Raw genomic sequence first — 15138 nt, 5'->3', positions numbered from 1 at the left:
ATCAACGGGCTTTCGATAGAAAATGCAAGAAGTGCTGAAGAAATGGCTGAAGCAGCCGATCATCTAAGCAAAATGACCGAAACGCTAAATGCGAAATTATCAGAGTTTAGAACGTGACTGCTTAAAGGGCTTATAACTGCTAAGTAAATTCTAAAAAAATCTATAAAATTATATAAATATTTTATAGATTTTACTTGACTTATTTTTTAAAATTTGCTAAAATAGTCCTATGAATAAATTATTATCAATCGGTCAAGCTAGTAAAGCTCTTGGTGTTACTATCCAAACTCTTAGAAATTGGGATAAAAAAGGCTTATTAAAACCTGATGATATGACTAAGGGTGGAGAGCGTAGGTATAAGCTAGAAACATTAAAAGCTATAAATAAAAACCTAGTTTTTAATAAAGATAGCTTAAAAACTATTGCTTATGCTCGTGTTTCTAGCCACGACCAAAAAGATGATTTAATAAGGCAAGTTCAAGTCTTAGAGCTATATTGTTCTAAACAAGGCTTTAATTATGAAGTTATACAAGATTTAGGCTCTGGTATGAATTATTATAAAAAAGGCTTAACTAAATTGCTAAATCAAATTCTAGATGGCAAAGTAAAAAGATTAGTTTTAACTCACAAAGACAGACTTTTACGCTTTGGTGCTGAGCTAGTATTTGCTATATGTGAAGCCAAAGAAGTAGAAGTAATAATAATAAATAAAGGCGAAGAAAGCGTAAAATTTGAAGAAGAATTAGCCAAAGATGTGTTGGAAATAATCACAGTATTTTCAGCTAGACTTTATGGCTCACGCTCAAAGAAAAATAAAAAACTTTTAGATGAAATGCAAGAAGTGGTGGTAGAAAATGTCAGCAAATAATAATGAGCTTATTAGCATTTCTCATAAGATAGAGTTAAAGCCAAATAATAAAGCTAAAACTCATTTTAAAAAAGCCTTTGGTTGTGCTAGACTTGCTTATAATTGGGGACTTGCAAAATGGCAAGAATACTACAAGCAAGGCATTAAAGTAACACATTTAGATTTAAAAAAGGAATTTAATGCCATTAAAAAAGAACAATTCCCCTTTGTGTATGAAGTAAGTAAATATGCTACGCAACAGCCTTTTTTAAATCTAAATCTAGCATTTCAAAAATTTTTTAGAGATTTAAAACAAGGTAAAGTAAGCTATCCAAAATTTAAGAAAAAGAAAGATAATTTCGGCTCTTATTACATAGGTGGAGACCAAGCAATAATCAAAGATGAAAAGTATTTAAAAGTGCCAAATTTAGGACTTGTAAAAATGAAAGAGAAATTGAGATTTAATGGCAAAGTTAATTCTGTAACAATTTCTCAAATGGGTGATAAATTCTTTGCTTCTTTTAGTATGCAAATTAGTAAAGATGAGTATCTAAAAACTCATAATAAAGCTAAAAATAATGATTTAGCACTTGGCATAGATGTAGGCTTAAAATCGTTTTTAAGTTTATCTAATGGCTTAGAGATAAAAGCACCTAAACCATTAGCTAAGCTTAACCGCTTAATGATAAAAAGAGCTAGACAGCTAAGTAAAAAGCAACACGCAAAAACCAAGCAAGAAGCAATGCAAGGCATTAAAAAATCTAGCAATTATCTAAAAGCAAGTATTAAGCTAAATAAATTACATCGTAAAATAGCAAATATAAGAAGTGATTTTTTACACAAGCTTACTTCTAGCTTGGTAGCAAATATTAAATATTTTTGCTTAGAGGATTTAAATGTAAAAGGGATGATGAGTAATCATAGACTTGCTAAATCTATAAGCGATGTAAGTTTTTATGAGTTTAAAAGGCAACTAGAATATAAATCTAGCTACAACGATAAAGAAATCTATCAAGTAGATAGATTTTATCCTAGTTCTAAATTATGCTCTAATTGTGGAACTATAAAAGAAAATTTAGCTCTAAAAGATAGAGTTTATATTTGCGATGAATGTGAAATTAGCATTGATAGAGACTACAATGCTAGTCTTAATTTGCTTTCACAATTAAAGCAAAAAATAGGCAAAGTTCTTGCCGAATTTACGCCTGCGGACTTGACAGCTCTGTTAAATGATTTAGCAATAAATCAAATAGCAACTAGCAAGGTTGAAACAGGAATACAACAAAAATCCTATTTATAGAGTTTTATATCTTTTTATAGGATTTTATAGGTTTGTAGGAACGGTGAGCTTTTGCTCGCTCTTTTAAATTTATATATTCTATTTTTATAATTATTCTATACTTTTTTGATCTATTTCTTATTTTATTTTTATATCGCTAGTTTAAAGTAAAATGTAGTAAATTTAAGCTTTAATAAAATAATCATAAACGAGAGCTTATTTCAGATGACTTATAGCGCCGTATGAAATGGTTTATAAGCGGTAAAAGAGATATTCTTTGCCATTGGACTATTTGCAAATAATTCTAAATAATACTATACTAATCCGCATTGATATGAAGATGTTTAGAGCATGAGAAACATATCTAGATCATAGATGAAAGTAAGCATACTAAGCAAGCAGTAAGAGCTCCGGCAGACTATGATTTGGCTTGTTTTTTAGCTATTGGTTACAAATCAGACAAATCGCCAAATTTAAAACAAAAAGAGATATATCGCAAGTAGGGCCATAATAATCAATGGTAACAACCAAAAATAAGGAAAATCAAAAATGATCATCAACACGGGCGGCCGCACAGATAGTGTACAGTACTATACTAAATGGCTTTTGAAGCGTTTCGAAGAAGGCTATGTACTTTCACGCAATCCGCTTTTTCCAAATAAAGTCTCAAGGTACGAGTTAGATCCGCGCACGGTAGATTGCGTCGTATTCTGCTCGAAAAATTATGAGCCGATTTTGAAAGATATAAGAAGTATCACGGATAAATTTAATACGTATTTTCACTATACTATCACTGCTTATGGCAAAGATATAGAGCCTGGCGTACCATCTATCGATAAAAGCATTCAAACGCTTCAAAAGCTCTCAGAGATAGTGGGCAAAAATCGCATAGCATGGCGGTATGATCCAGTGCTTTTTACTAAAATATATACGCTAGATACGCATATAAAGACTTTTGGATATATGGCAAAGCAGATCGTTCCTTATGTTCAGCGTTGTATTTTTAGTTTTGTTGAGATGTATAAAAGACTAGAAGTAAATATGCCTGAATTAAAAGCTCTTAGTGAAGCAGATAAAGACGCTATCGCGCGTGAGCTTGGAGCCATAGCAAATGCTCAAGGCTTGTATATCCAGACTTGTGGTACAAACGGGGATTATTCTAAGTACGGTATCCAAACATCTGGTTGTATGACGTTAGAGATGCTAGGAAGTGCAAACGGAGTTAAATTTAAAGATCTAAAACACAAAGGTATGAGGCAGGGTTGTCATTGCATAGAAAGCAGAGATATCGGTGCTTATGATAGCTGTTTAAACGGTTGCAAATACTGCTACGCAAATAAATCTCCTAAGAAAGCAATCCAAAATTATAAATATCACGATTTTACTTCTCCTTTGATCTTGGGGCATTTGAACGATACGGATATTTTGCAACAAAGTGCGCAAAAAAGCTTTATACAAGGAAAGTAATTGGAACCGATCATAAAAGAGATCAAAGTGGGAAGCGTATTTACGAAATCAAATCTGCCTATTAGTGATTACTCGTGCAATCCTTATGTAGGTTGCACTCATGCTTGCAAGTATTGTTATGCTAGCTTTATGAAAAGATTTACTGGGCACAAAGAGCTTTGGGGTGAGTTTTTGGATGTAAAACTATGGGATAAGCTAGATACTCAAAAATACAGCGGAAAAGAGCTATTTTTAGGCTCTGTGACCGATCCGTATAACCCACAAGAAGAGAAATACAAACGTACAAGAGCGCTTTTAGAACAGCTCCAAGGTAGCGATGTAAAGCTCAGTATCCAGACAAAGTCCGATCTGGTGCTTAGAGATATGGATCTGATAAAGACGTTTGCTAATGCAAGAGTCGGATTTAGTATAAATACTCTAGATGAAGAGTTTAAAAATGATATGGATAGAGCCGTGAGTATAGAGCGAAGACTTGTAGCGATGAAGCGTTTACACGATGAGCAGATACGAACGACTTGTTTTATCTCGCCGATTTTCCCTGGGATTACTGATGTAAAGGCGATAGTAAAGCGAGTAAAAGAGCAATGCAATCTAATATGGCTAGAAAATCTAAATTTACGCGGAACTTACAAGGCGGACATTATGAGTTATATACAAGCAAAATATCCAAAGCTTATGCCTTTATATAAAGAAATTTATCAGCTCAGAAGTCGTTTTTACTGGGAAGAGCTTGATAAAGAAATTCGTTTATATGCGGCTCAAAATGCACTAAAATACATACATAACGACGATAGTTGGGCTAAGCCGTTTGATGCTTTGCCGACTATAGTAAATTTTTTCTATCATGAAGAGATAAAAAAATCGGCAAGAAAAAATACTTGGTAAAAAGAGAAAATTACAATGTTGGCCTATTAAATTTATAGATAAAAAACGTCTCAAGAGCAAAATTCGTATATTTTGCTCTTGATATCGTGAGTTTATCTTAGTTGGTACTCTACTTGAGTAACGACTCTTATGCTTTTGATATCTTCTAACCCTATGGCTGCGTTTTCTACGCTAAATAGTCCTTGAGTGGCTTTTTTGATCTCGCCAACTTTACTTCCTGAGTCATTAGCAAACTGCTGCGCGGCTAGTCTGGCGTTTTTAGTGGCTAAGGCTATCATTTCTGGTTTTATATCATTTAGCTTGGTAAATTCAAAAGTGATTTTATTGTCAAAGTCATTTGACACGGCGATACCATCACTTGCTAGATCTAAAGAGTTGCTTTGAGCTTTTTTGGCTTGTTCTATCTTGTCTGTTCTAATAAGCAAATTTACTTTAGCTATGTATGTGTAGCGGATCTTTTGCGTGTCCATATACGGATTTACCGAATTATCTGTGATAGTTGGAGCTTGTACGCTAAAATCTTTGCTCTCAAGACCTTGTTTTTTTAAGAAATTTGATGCTATCTTTGTCTTTTCTTCTATAGTTTTTTTAAGATTTGCAAGGTCATTATCCCCTAAAGAAAAGCTCATTTGCCACAAGGCAAGATCCGCTTTTACCTCTTTTTGAGCTAGTCCTTTGACTACTACGCTTCTTTCGTCTTTGATTATTGAGCTAAATCCAAAAGCTAGAATTATAGCTGAAATAACAAGACTGATTGCTATAAAGTTGTTTTTTTCCATGGTTTATCCTTTAAATATTTTTTTGGAATTTTAGCAAATTTTGGTTAACTAACGCCTGTTATATATCCACATTTTTGACAAGTTTTTTCTATCGCAATACCTTTTGCGAATGATTTTTTGATATTTATAGCGCGTTGTGAGTTTAGAATTTGACCTAGATCTGCGGTTTTTAGATCGCCGAGATTTATCTGTGCTGCGTAGTCGATACAACAAGGCACGACAGAAGCGTCACTGAGAATTCCTAGCTGATCTTTTAGTGCGTAACAGGCTTTTTGAATGGTTTTCGAGTTTGAATTTTTCCATTCAAATGATGTTTTTAAGTTTAGTAGTATTTTTCTAGCAAGACGAATTTTTGTATTTTTAGGATAAATACCTTTTGCAAAGTCCTCTTTTATACGTTTTAACTCGCTATTTAAATTTATATTAAAATGCTTTTCAAACGCATTTATGAGCTTTTGTAAATTTATATCGTTTGTAAGTAAAAAGTCGCTTTGGACGCGTAAATTTATAAATGTATCGCTTTTTTTTGTTAAACTTGCATTGCAAAATGCGAGTAAATTTGAGACGTAATCATCGCTAAATTTACTGTTTTTATCCAAAAATGCGCTCAAAGAAAATGAAATTTGATGAAAAGGAGGCTCTAAAAGCATATCAAAACTATGTCTATAAAGCATTTTACCAGTCGTTACTAGATCGATCTTTAGATCAAATTTGGCTACTAAATTTATATACTCTTTTAAATTCGCTACTTCCAAAGGATCGCCCAAAATATGCAGACAAACGCATTTTGTAAATGGCGAGATCTGATTTAAAACATACTCAAAAAGCTCTAAGCTCATCGTGCCTTTTTTTGGCTGGTTTGGTGATGGACAAAAGCTACATTTACACGAGCAGATATCGCTTATCTCGATATAGACTTTTTTAAACATTATTTTATAAAGAAGTCACTAGCGACCTTTTTGTCTTCAAAAGGTTTTACGTCTATGGTCAAATCGCCTATTTTTGCGGTGTAAATTTGTGATGGATCACTTTTGCAGTATGTTATAGCAAGTCTTGCACCAAACTCCAAATCTCTCTTTGAAGCATCTTTTGATATGAATGAATGAGCACCTACTATATCATCAAAGTTGATGCTATGCATCTTATCTAAATTTAAAGCTTCTAGATGAGCATTATCATTTTCATCGCGTCCGATTATCATTTTTGCGCCTTCTAGCAGACGCAAATGACGACCATAACGCAGACTTTGCAAGTCGTTTTCGCTCATATCTTTATCAAATTTTATAAAATCTCTTATGCGATTTGCGAAGCTTTCCATAGTGTATAAACAGCCTCCACCAGGCGTTTCGTAGTCTTCAAAACCAAATTCTTTTGCAAGAGAGAGTTGAGGATTTCTGCCTCTACCATTTAAAGCTAAGAGTTTTTCTCTATCTACTAAGCCTTCGCGCTCAACTTTTGTTGGTTTTAGTAGTTTAGCACAAAGTGGGCGAAGCACGATATCTTCGGTGTCTAAGGCTAGATTTTTGACATGAACCATAGCATCATTTCTTTGGCTCATAGGACGCTGACCGATGACTTCGCCACTGATGACAAAGCTTGCACCGTAATCTTTTAACATAGAGATCGCTGTCCTAAACATAAACCCATGGCAATCAATGCAAGGATTAAATTGTTTTCCATAGCCGAATTTTGGATTAAAAAGTACTTCTTGTAAGTAGCGACTCCTGACATTTACGCTCTCAAAGCTCGCTCCTGCCATGGCAGCTCTTTTGGTCATAGTTTCTATTTTATTTGGATCACCACCAAATCCAATATCGATATTTAGCGCGTGAACCTCTATACCTTGAAGGCTCATAAGCTTTATTGCAAGCATACTATCAAGACCTCCGCTAAATAGCGCTAGACATTTTGTTTTAGCAGTACTTACTTCGCTTGTTTTCATCAAATTCCTTTGAGTTGTTTTTTTATATTTTGAAGTTTTTTTATCTGTTCAAATTTGTCTTGCGAATTCGAACTTGCGATTGTTTTTATAGCTTTATCACAAAAATTTGTTTTTAGAATTTTTATAGCTTGTTTTAAAGGCTCAAAGTCTTTATATACCTCTAAATCGCCTTGTAAATTTAGCTCTCTAATATAAGGATTATTTGGATTTTGTGAGCCAACTACAGCCTTATAAGTCTCTTTGTGCGTCATAAACATACTTTCGTCACATTCGTTTTTTACTATTTGTAAGATTTGCGGATTTATCAGCATATTTTTTAAAATTTCAAGTTCAAGTAGATCTTTTTTAGGTTGTGACTTTAAAGAATTTGCCGAATTTGCTGTAGTTTTGCGGTATCCTTTTGCGCTTAAGCTAAAGCTAGAAGGATCTAAGCTAAGCATAGTCGCAACTAGTGGTATGTATGAGTTTGCTACAACTTCTTTTAAATTCTTTGTGAATTCCTGCACGGCTTCAAGTGTATGGCTGATTTCTAATGGGGTTTGCGGTTTTTTACTTAATATCAGCTCTTTTATGTAAAACTCTCCAAGCTCGACTCCACCGCTAAGCATAGTTTTTAGCTCATTAGCTTTGCCGCTTACTATCATATCAGCTGGATCTTTTTCGCCGCTTATGAGAACTACGCGTCCATCTATTTCATTTAGTGCAAGTAGTCTAGCACTTTTAAATGCCGCACCTCTGCCCGCGTCATCACTATCAAAGCTAAGAACCACCTTTATATCGCCTCTTTTTAGTAGCGGTATATGCTTGTCTGTTAAGGCTACTCCTAAGACGGCTACGGCGTTGTTAAATCCTGCTTTATGCAGCATTATGCAGTCCATATAGCCTTCGCAGATTATTATCTCGCCTTTTTTATAAATTTCGTTTTTAGCTTTGTCATATCCGTATAGAAGTCTGGATTTGTCAAAGATCTGGCTTTGGGGCGAATTTACGTATTTTGCAGGATTGCCCGATATCGTGCGACCGCCAAATCCGACTAAATTTCCAAGATGATTGTAGATAGGAAAAGTTATGCGGTTAATAAAACTTGCATAAATTCCGTGTTCGTTTTGTTTTATCGCGCCTGTTTGCAAGGCTGCTTCCTTGTCTATATTTTCATTTTGAAGTAAATTTAGCGTGTTTTGGTTTTCGCTAGCCCAGCCCAGCTCCCAGATCTCTATCATAGCGTCATTTATACCGCGATTATATAGATAGTTTAATGCCTCCTGATTTTTGTAAAGTAGGCTTTTGTAGTGCAAATTTAGGTTTTCAAGTACTTTTTTATCTATTTTATGGCTGTTTTGTTCTTGCGTATAAGTTAGGGTAAAGTTATACATATTTGCAAGCTTTTCAACCGCTTCTGGATAGCTAAGTTTTTCATAGTCCATTATAAATTTGATAGCGTCGCCGCCTGCTTTGCAAGCAAAACAGTGAAATATTCCTTTACTAGGACTTACGCTCATTGATGGATTTTTATCGTTGTGAAATGGACATACGCACACAAAGTTTCCACCTGATTTTTTCAGCGGTATGTAGCTACCTATGACATCGCTTATATCTATTATGGCTTTTAAATTTTCTATACTACTTGATTCTATCATAAGCGAGATTATACCTTGAATTTGCTATAATGGTCTTTAAATTTGATTATTAGGTTTAGCATTTGGATTTCTTTTTTATAGAATATCGTGATCCTATTTTTGGGCTAATTGTTCTTTTCGCGACGCTTCTTTTAGTCGCTATCTCAAGCTATGCTTTGGGAATTTGGGGCGCAAAAGATGAAAATCGCAGTATAGAAAAATTTGTCAAAAAATTTGAAAACTCTAGTGGCTTGAGCCAAAAGCACAAAAAGATGCTTTTAGATCTTGATATCGATATAAACTCACTTAGCGTTTTAGCTCTTACATTTGCTAAAAGTGGAGATTTTGACAAAGCCATAAGTGTATATTTAGTCGCGCTTGAAAAATCAAAAGACAAAAAAGAGCGTGAGTTTTTGCTAAATAGTCTGGGTAAAATTTATATAAAAGCCGGTTTTTTAAAACGAGCAAGCGATATGTTTTTAGAAGCGATAAAACTAAGAGCTAGAAACGATGAGGCCCTTAGGCATTTAAGCGTTTGTTACGAAAAACTTAGGATGTATAAAAACTGCCTTGAAGCGCTTGACGCATTAGATGAACAAGGCGTGATAGACAAAGCTGAGATAGCTTATACAAAAGCGCTTATATTAAGAGACGAGCCTATGAAATTCGATGAAAAGATAAAGGAATTTTTAGAGCTTAGTGATGATTTTGAACCGCTTAAACGTATGGTTTTAGAGCAGTTTATAAAAAACGGCGAACCGCTTAGTTCTCTTAGCACTTTCCCAAAACTTGATATCTGTAAGGATCTGATGTTTAGGCTAAAAGAACCGGTAAATTTACAAGACAGCGAGTTTAGGCAGTTTTTTAAGAGCTTAAATTTAATAAAAGACGAGATAGAAATCGAAGATTTTAATTTATCTCTTTTTAAAGCGGCAAAAGATAACGGAATAAATGCGACTCTTAGTTTTAGTTATTTTTGTTCGCAGTGTAAGACTAGCTATCCTATCTTTTTTTATCGTTGCCCAAATTGTGCGAGGCTAGGAAGCTGCAAGATCCTTACTCAAATTTCAAAGGATGAGATTGAAAACAGTATGCCTTTTTAGCGATGGAAGTTGCCTTGGAAATCCTGGAAGTGGAGGCTGGGCATATATACTCGAGTATGGGGGAGCTAAAAAATCAGCAAGCGGCGGTAAAGCAAATACGACAAACAATCAAATGGAGCTCATAGCAGTCATAGAAGGTCTAAAAGCTCTCAAAGAGCCTTGTGAAGTTTTGCTTTATACAGATAGTTCGTATGTGGCAAACGGTATAAATTTATGGCTTCCTGGTTGGGTAAAAAAAAGGTTTAAAAACGTAAAAAATAGTGCTATTTGGGAGGAACTTTTAGAGCTTTTAGAACGCCATAAAGTAAGTGCTCACTGGGTAAAAGCTCATAATGGTCATCCGCAAAACGAAGAGTGCGACACTCTAGCAAGAAACGAAGCGATAAAGGTGCAAAATGGATAAGCTAAAAAGGCTAGAAAATTTAGTAGGTTACGAATTTAAAAATAAAGAGCTTTTAAAAGAAGCTCTAACTCACAAAAGCATGAAAACTGGTTGTAATAATGAGCGCCTTGAGTTTTTGGGCGATGCTGTTTTAGATCTCATAGTAGGAGAGTACCTATTTTCTAAATTTGAGCATACTGATGAGGGGAATTTAAGTAAACTCAGAGCTGCTTTAGTAAATGAAAAAAGCTTTGCAAAACTAAGCAATAGTATAAACTTAGGCGAGTTTTTGTATCTCTCAACAGCTGAAGAAAACAATAACGGTAGAAATAAACCAAGCTTGCTTAGCGATGCTTTAGAAGCTCTTATGGGGGCGATATACCTTGAGAGTGGGCTTGAAAAAGTAAAGGAGATATTTACGAAACTTTTAGAAAAAGAGTATCAAAATATCGATCTAAAGAGTTTAGGTAAAGACTATAAAACCACGCTTCAAGAGATCACTCAAGCTAGATTTGGAGTTACTCCAAAATACGAGCTAGTAAGCTCAAGCGGACCAGATCATAAAAAAGTTTTTGAAATGGCCGTGTATCTGGAGGGTAAAGAGCTTGCAAGAAGCTTTGGTTCAAGTAAAAAAGAGGCCGAGCAAAGTGCTGCTCTTAAAGTTTTACAAGGGATGGAGCAATGAATACTTTTGGGAAAAGGCTTAGGCTAAGTACGTTTGGAGAGAGTCATGGAGTAGCTATCGGTGGGATACTAGATGGGTTACCTGCTGGAGTAAGAATCGATGAAGAATATCTTCAAAGCGAACTAGATAAGAGAAAACCGGGTGGAAAATACGCAACAAATAGAAAAGAAGACGATAAAGTAGAGATTTTAAGCGGTGTATTTGATGGCTTTAGTACAGGTCATCCTATAGGTTTTATGATAAAAAATTCAAATCAGCACTCAAAAGACTATGATAATATAAAAGAGATTTTTCGCCCGGGTCACGCAGACTTTACGTATTACCATAAATTTGGCATACGCGATCATAGAGGTGGCGGTAGAAGTAGTGCTAGAGAGACTGCGGTGCGGGTAGCTGCGGGCGCGATAGCAGAGATGATGCTTGGTGAGTTTGGTATAAGCGTAAAAAGTGGTGTATTTGGCGTGGGCTTAGATGATGCTAAAAAGGTTGATTTTGAATTTGCTAAAACAAGCGAAATATTTTGCTTAGACAAAAATAAAGATGAAGCTTGGAAAGAGATCATACTTAACGCTAAAAACAGTGGAGATAGCGTAGGCGCGACTATTTTAAGTGTGATAAGTGGCGTTCCAGTAGGGCTTGGAGAAGTATTATACGATAAACTAGACGCTGCTCTTGCAGGCGCATTTATGGGGATAAATGGCGTAAAAGCAGTAGAGATCGGCGATGGTATAGAAGCGTCAAAAGCAAACGGCTCTTCAAATAATGATCTTATGGATAAAAATGGCTTCAAGTCAAATCACGCCGGAGGAATTCTGGGCGGAATTTCAAATGGACAAGATATCATCATAAGAAGCTATTTTAAGCCGACGCCGAGCATTTTTATGGATCAACCGACTTTAAACGTGAATGGCGATGAGGTAATATGTGCTTTAAGAGGACGCCACGATCCTTGTATAGGAATTCGTGGAAGCGTGGTAGCAACTGCTATGGCTAGGTTAGTGATAGCTGATATGTTACTTTTAAATGTAAGCTCTAAGCTCGAAAATTTAAAGAAAATATACTGTTAGTTTAATTTGATATAAAGGCTAAATTCTTTATGGTTTAGCTTTTATCTTGTTGTGATTTTATGCTATTTTAGTGGGGTCTTAAAACTATCTAGTCTATTTCATTTTTGTAAATCTCTGCTTTATTAAAATCAGTTCCCATATATTCACTACCATCTATGCTATATCCATAAGATGAGCCATACTTTATAGAGTTGATATTTGTTTGTAGCTGTGATGGTTAGCTTAAATTTGATATTTGAGCTAGCAAAAGAGCTACTTATATTGCTAGTTTTTGCTAATATATAAAATTATATAAGCAAATGGCGTTCTGGAAGTATTATAAATTTATATTTATGATGTTCTAGAAAAAATATTATTTTGGTGTGTTTTGAATAGGCAAACAAAAACGTTCGCCTTTATGCATTATTATAAGCTAGTACTCATAGCTTTCTTCGTCGCTCTCATCGTCGTATGAGTAGTCGTTTTCATCGTATGAATAGTCATAGTTTTCTTTGGCATCATCATAATCATCATCTTGCTCATCAAAATCCTCTAACTCTTCATCGTTCATTTCATCAAATTCATCACGCATCTTTTGCCTCCTTTGAATTTACTATATCATACTCAATTTTAGGTAATTTTTCAATATATATGCTTTGAGATGGGAATGCAAACTCTGTTTCATATTTGCTTAAAATATCCATTATTTTTAGCATAACGTCTTGTTTTGTTTCTAAGAATTCACCCCAAACGACTGTTTTGCTAAAGCAGTATATAAGTATATTTATAGAGTTGTCGCCAAATTCATCAAGCACCACAAAAAGGTTACTTTTATATCCTGCTAGATCATCTACAGAAACCATATTTTGTTTGTATTTTAGTCTAAAATCGCTTGAATTTAGTGCGCTATCTTCGCCACTTTTTGCGATACCAGGATGATTTTGAAGCATAGTTTTTATCTCGGTTATACACTCTTTTAGTTGGTCTGGTGTAGTAGAGTATGTAAGCCCTATGCTCATTTTTATCTGACGTCCTACTTTTCTTCTGTTCCAGTTTTTGACGTTTTCACTCATTATTTTTGAGTTTGGTATAAAGACTAAAGAGTTATCAAATGTCCTTATAGTCGTTTTCCTAAGCCCTATTTCAACAACTGTTCCCTCAACTCCTGCGCAAACTATCCAGTCGCCTTGAGAAAAAGAGTTATCAAAAAGCAGTAAGATAGAAGCAAAGAAATTCGCTATGATGTCTTTTGTGGCAAGAGCTACTGCAAGACCACCTATACCAAGAGATGCGATGATCGTGCTGATATCAAAGCCAAGCCTACTTAAAATGAGCAGTATCGTGATGACGATAACTATAAAATACAAGATCTTGATGATCAAGTTTATAACTTCTTTTTTACCGCTTTTTTGCGCTATTTTGCTTAGTGCCATCATTCCATAACCATCAAGTATGCCTATGAGCAGCCACGAAACAAGTATGATATAGGCTATAACGAAAAAGTTCGCAAATCTTATAGGCACTGGGCTTGGATAGTAAAATATACTCAAACAAACGTCTATGGCGTACGCACTTAAAAATATCCCCATAGGCTTTTTGATGACTAGTATAAACTGTTCTTGTATATCTCTATGTGCTTTTTTGTCTTTTGATAAAAAAGCTGTGAGTAGCACAAAAACTATCTTTGAGAGTTTTACTCTTATAGAAAAGAAAAATAGAAAAATCAAAACTATAAGTGTAAATTTACCCGGATTAAAAACCTTTGTATCGATAGGAATTTGTTTGTTTATATAGCTTATCACATCGTTTAAATTTAAGCTAGAAAATAAAAAGTTGCTAGCAAGCAAGTCTGAGTGGTCTTTTAAATAAGCTAAAATTTCATCGTAGCTTGTTTTTTTGATATCTAAATTTATAAGCTCTTGTTCGAATGTGTTTTTAGATACATCGCTTAGCGTATCTTTGAAATTTTTAATATCAAGATAACCGCCTGTTTGGATACTCATTATGCCTTCTTGTAAGATAGAGTTTATAGTATCTTGCTTGGCATTTTTACTAAATGCGGTGCTTAAATTTAAAATAGTTTGATAGAAAAACTCATCTAGCTCAAGGCTGAGTGAGTCAATTTTAGCCGTGATATAACGCTCAGAGTTTGTGTTGTTTTCATATAATTTTACTTTTTTATCTATAGCGGCTTTGTCTTTTTTGAACTGATTGTTATCTTGCGCAGTGTAGTTTGTGATGAACACCGCGATGCTCTCAAGTAACTTGTGTTTTTGTGCATTTATAGGTGATAGATCGGAAGTTGCGGTTTGATTTTTATCTTTATTTTGATCTTTGATGAGCAAAATTTGATGATTGGCGTTCATTATCTGCGTTACTACTTGCGGTAAGCTTTGCTCGTCTTTGATCTCGTTTGCGAAAACGGATATACTAAAAATCAGTAAAAATTTCGTTATAAATTTTATCATAGTCTATGCTCTTTTCAAGTAATCTAAAACTTTTTGAATCCTCGCAGTAATCATATAGTTCGCCTGTTTCTATAACATAGTGCCAACCATAAACCTTTAAATCTCCACTCTTTATCAAATCCTTTACAAAAGGAAATGTTTTTAAATTTTCAAGCGAGTTTATAACATTTAATCGTTCTGTTATCCACGCTCTTTTTGCGTTATCTAAATTTTTGTATTTTAAAACCTCATCTTTGATATCAGATATCAGATCTAGCCATCTTTTTACCGCAGGAACTAAATTTAGCTTTTTTTCATCTTCGTATAAAGATGCACAACCGCCGCAATTACTATGTCCGCAGATGATTATATTTTTGATTTTTAAGATGTTTATAGCGTATTCTATAGCTGAAGTCGTTGCTAAAAACTCTTCGCTGATCCGATAATGCGGTACTATATTTCCTATATTTCTTACAACAAAAAGTTCGCCAGGCAACGTATTTGTTATCAAATTTGGCACGACTCTAGAATCTGAACAACCTATAAAAAGAGTGTGTGGGGACTGTTTGTTTCCTAAATGCTCAAATAGTTCTTTATGTTCTAAAAAGTCTTCTTCCATAAATTTAACCGCACCATTTATTATATCATGCAAGCTTACTC

General features: G+C 34.6%; 15 protein-coding genes. 8 read left to right on the top strand and 7 right to left on the bottom strand.

Annotated elements, in window-relative coordinates; genetic code table 11:
* The first annotated feature begins 229 nt into the window (after positions 1-229).
* The 4 genes from CHHT_RS08640 (at position 230) to CHHT_RS08625 (ending at position 4478) form a co-directional block, all read left to right on the top strand.
* Positions 230-868 carry an IS607-like element ISChh1 family transposase gene (locus CHHT_RS08640; protein ID WP_002782963.1) on the top strand — a complete coding sequence of 213 codons (639 nt, stop codon included), beginning with the start codon at positions 230-232 and terminating at the stop codon, positions 866-868.
* The gene (locus CHHT_RS08635) at positions 855-2147 is read left to right on the top strand and encodes an RNA-guided endonuclease InsQ/TnpB family protein (protein ID WP_172506194.1); all 1293 of its coding nucleotides are present in this window, start codon (positions 855-857) and stop codon (positions 2145-2147) included. The genes CHHT_RS08640 and CHHT_RS08635 overlap by 14 nt, the downstream gene beginning before the upstream one ends.
* A gap of 528 nt (positions 2148-2675) precedes the next feature.
* Positions 2676-3593 (top strand): DUF1848 domain-containing protein, encoded by a 918-nt coding sequence (locus CHHT_RS08630; protein WP_034961661.1) that lies wholly within the window; start codon positions 2676-2678, stop codon positions 3591-3593.
* The gene (locus CHHT_RS08625; protein WP_034961663.1) at positions 3594-4478 is read left to right on the top strand and encodes a radical SAM mobile pair protein B; all 885 of its coding nucleotides are present in this window, start codon (positions 3594-3596) and stop codon (positions 4476-4478) included.
* A 92-nt stretch (positions 4479-4570) separates the two neighbouring features.
* Here the strand turns inward: CHHT_RS08625 and CHHT_RS08620 are convergent, their stop codons facing one another.
* From CHHT_RS08620 to dnaG, 4 genes are read right to left on the bottom strand one after another with little or no spacing between them, the layout of a single operon-like run.
* Positions 4571-5257 (bottom strand): SIMPL domain-containing protein, encoded by a 687-nt coding sequence (locus CHHT_RS08620; RefSeq protein ID WP_034961665.1) that lies wholly within the window; start codon positions 5255-5257, stop codon positions 4571-4573.
* Positions 5258-5301: 44 nt separating this feature from the next.
* On the bottom strand, positions 5302-6186 hold the full coding sequence (locus CHHT_RS08615; protein WP_034961667.1) for a radical SAM/SPASM domain-containing protein: 885 nt from the start codon (positions 6184-6186) through the stop codon (positions 5302-5304).
* Complete coding sequence (locus CHHT_RS08610; RefSeq protein WP_034961669.1) at positions 6186-7199, bottom strand: ATP-binding protein; 1014 nt, start codon at positions 7197-7199, stop codon at positions 6186-6188. The genes CHHT_RS08615 and CHHT_RS08610 overlap by 1 nt, the downstream gene beginning before the upstream one ends.
* The gene (gene dnaG / locus CHHT_RS08605; protein WP_034961671.1) at positions 7199-8836 is read right to left on the bottom strand and encodes a DNA primase; all 1638 of its coding nucleotides are present in this window, start codon (positions 8834-8836) and stop codon (positions 7199-7201) included. Before dnaG ends, CHHT_RS08610 begins: the two co-directional genes overlap by 1 nt.
* Before the next feature lie 62 nt (positions 8837-8898).
* Here dnaG and CHHT_RS08600 point away from each other — a divergent pair, with 62 nt between their 5' ends.
* Genes CHHT_RS08600 through aroC form a run of 4 tightly spaced genes read left to right on the top strand, consistent with a single transcriptional unit; the run spans position 8899 to position 12052 of the window.
* Positions 8899-9918, top strand: a complete 1020-nt coding sequence (locus tag CHHT_RS08600; RefSeq protein WP_034961673.1) for a tetratricopeptide repeat protein — start codon at positions 8899-8901, stop codon at positions 9916-9918.
* A complete protein-coding gene (gene rnhA / locus CHHT_RS08595) occupies positions 9896-10321 on the top strand; it encodes a ribonuclease HI (protein WP_034961676.1) in 426 nt (141 codons plus the stop codon). The genes CHHT_RS08600 and rnhA overlap by 23 nt, the downstream gene beginning before the upstream one ends.
* Positions 10314-10985, top strand: coding sequence for a ribonuclease III (gene rnc / locus CHHT_RS08590; RefSeq protein WP_034961678.1), 672 nt, complete (start codon positions 10314-10316; stop codon positions 10983-10985). The genes rnhA and rnc overlap by 8 nt, the downstream gene beginning before the upstream one ends.
* Positions 10982-12052, top strand: a complete 1071-nt coding sequence (gene aroC, locus CHHT_RS08585) for a chorismate synthase (protein ID WP_034961681.1) — start codon at positions 10982-10984, stop codon at positions 12050-12052. Before rnc ends, aroC begins: the two co-directional genes overlap by 4 nt.
* Positions 12053-12464: 412 nt before the next feature.
* Here the strand turns inward: aroC and CHHT_RS08580 are convergent, their stop codons facing one another.
* Genes CHHT_RS08580 through CHHT_RS08570 form a run of 3 tightly spaced genes read right to left on the bottom strand, consistent with a single transcriptional unit; the run spans position 12465 to position 15130 of the window.
* Entirely contained in the window at positions 12465-12623 is a 159-nt protein-coding gene (locus CHHT_RS08580) for a hypothetical protein (RefSeq protein ID WP_034961683.1), read from the bottom strand.
* Positions 12616-14499, bottom strand: coding sequence for a mechanosensitive ion channel family protein (locus tag CHHT_RS08575; protein ID WP_034961685.1), 1884 nt, complete (start codon positions 14497-14499; stop codon positions 12616-12618). The genes CHHT_RS08580 and CHHT_RS08575 overlap by 8 nt, the downstream gene beginning before the upstream one ends.
* Positions 14462-15130, bottom strand: a complete 669-nt coding sequence (locus tag CHHT_RS08570) for a carbonic anhydrase (protein ID WP_034961687.1) — start codon at positions 15128-15130, stop codon at positions 14462-14464. The genes CHHT_RS08575 and CHHT_RS08570 overlap by 38 nt, the downstream gene beginning before the upstream one ends.
* Positions 15131-15138: the final 8 nt, after the last annotated feature.

Origin of the sequence: Campylobacter hyointestinalis subsp. hyointestinalis, assembly GCF_013372145.1 — a bacterium.
In the GTDB taxonomy this organism is placed as follows: domain Bacteria; phylum Campylobacterota; class Campylobacteria; order Campylobacterales; family Campylobacteraceae; genus Campylobacter; species Campylobacter hyointestinalis.
This window is presented reverse-complemented; position numbering and strand designations above follow the sequence as displayed.

Bases quoted from the DNA above. Each gene is read 5' to 3' on its own strand.
- CHHT_RS08620 (WP_034961665.1), bottom strand. From the start codon at position 5,257: ATGGAAAAAAACAACTTTATAGCAATCAGTCTTGTTATTTCAGCTATA.
- CHHT_RS08610 (WP_034961669.1), bottom strand. From the start codon at position 7,199: ATGAAAACAAGCGAAGTAAGTACTGCTAAAACAAAATGTCTAGCGCTA.
- CHHT_RS08575 (WP_034961685.1), bottom strand. From the start codon at position 14,499: ATGATAAAATTTATAACGAAATTTTTACTGATTTTTAGTATATCCGTT.
- dnaG (WP_034961671.1), bottom strand. From the start codon at position 8,836: ATGATAGAATCAAGTAGTATAGAAAATTTAAAAGCCATAATAGATATA.
- CHHT_RS08635 (WP_172506194.1), top strand. From the start codon at position 855: ATGTCAGCAAATAATAATGAGCTTATTAGCATTTCTCATAAGATAGAG.
- CHHT_RS08615 (WP_034961667.1), bottom strand. From the start codon at position 6,186: ATGTTTAAAAAAGTCTATATCGAGATAAGCGATATCTGCTCGTGTAAA.
- rnc (WP_034961678.1), top strand. From the start codon at position 10,314: ATGGATAAGCTAAAAAGGCTAGAAAATTTAGTAGGTTACGAATTTAAA.
- CHHT_RS08630 (WP_034961661.1), top strand. From the start codon at position 2,676: ATGATCATCAACACGGGCGGCCGCACAGATAGTGTACAGTACTATACT.
- aroC (WP_034961681.1), top strand. From the start codon at position 10,982: ATGAATACTTTTGGGAAAAGGCTTAGGCTAAGTACGTTTGGAGAGAGT.
- CHHT_RS08580 (WP_034961683.1), bottom strand. From the start codon at position 12,623: ATGCGTGATGAATTTGATGAAATGAACGATGAAGAGTTAGAGGATTTT.
- CHHT_RS08640 (WP_002782963.1), top strand. From the start codon at position 230: ATGAATAAATTATTATCAATCGGTCAAGCTAGTAAAGCTCTTGGTGTT.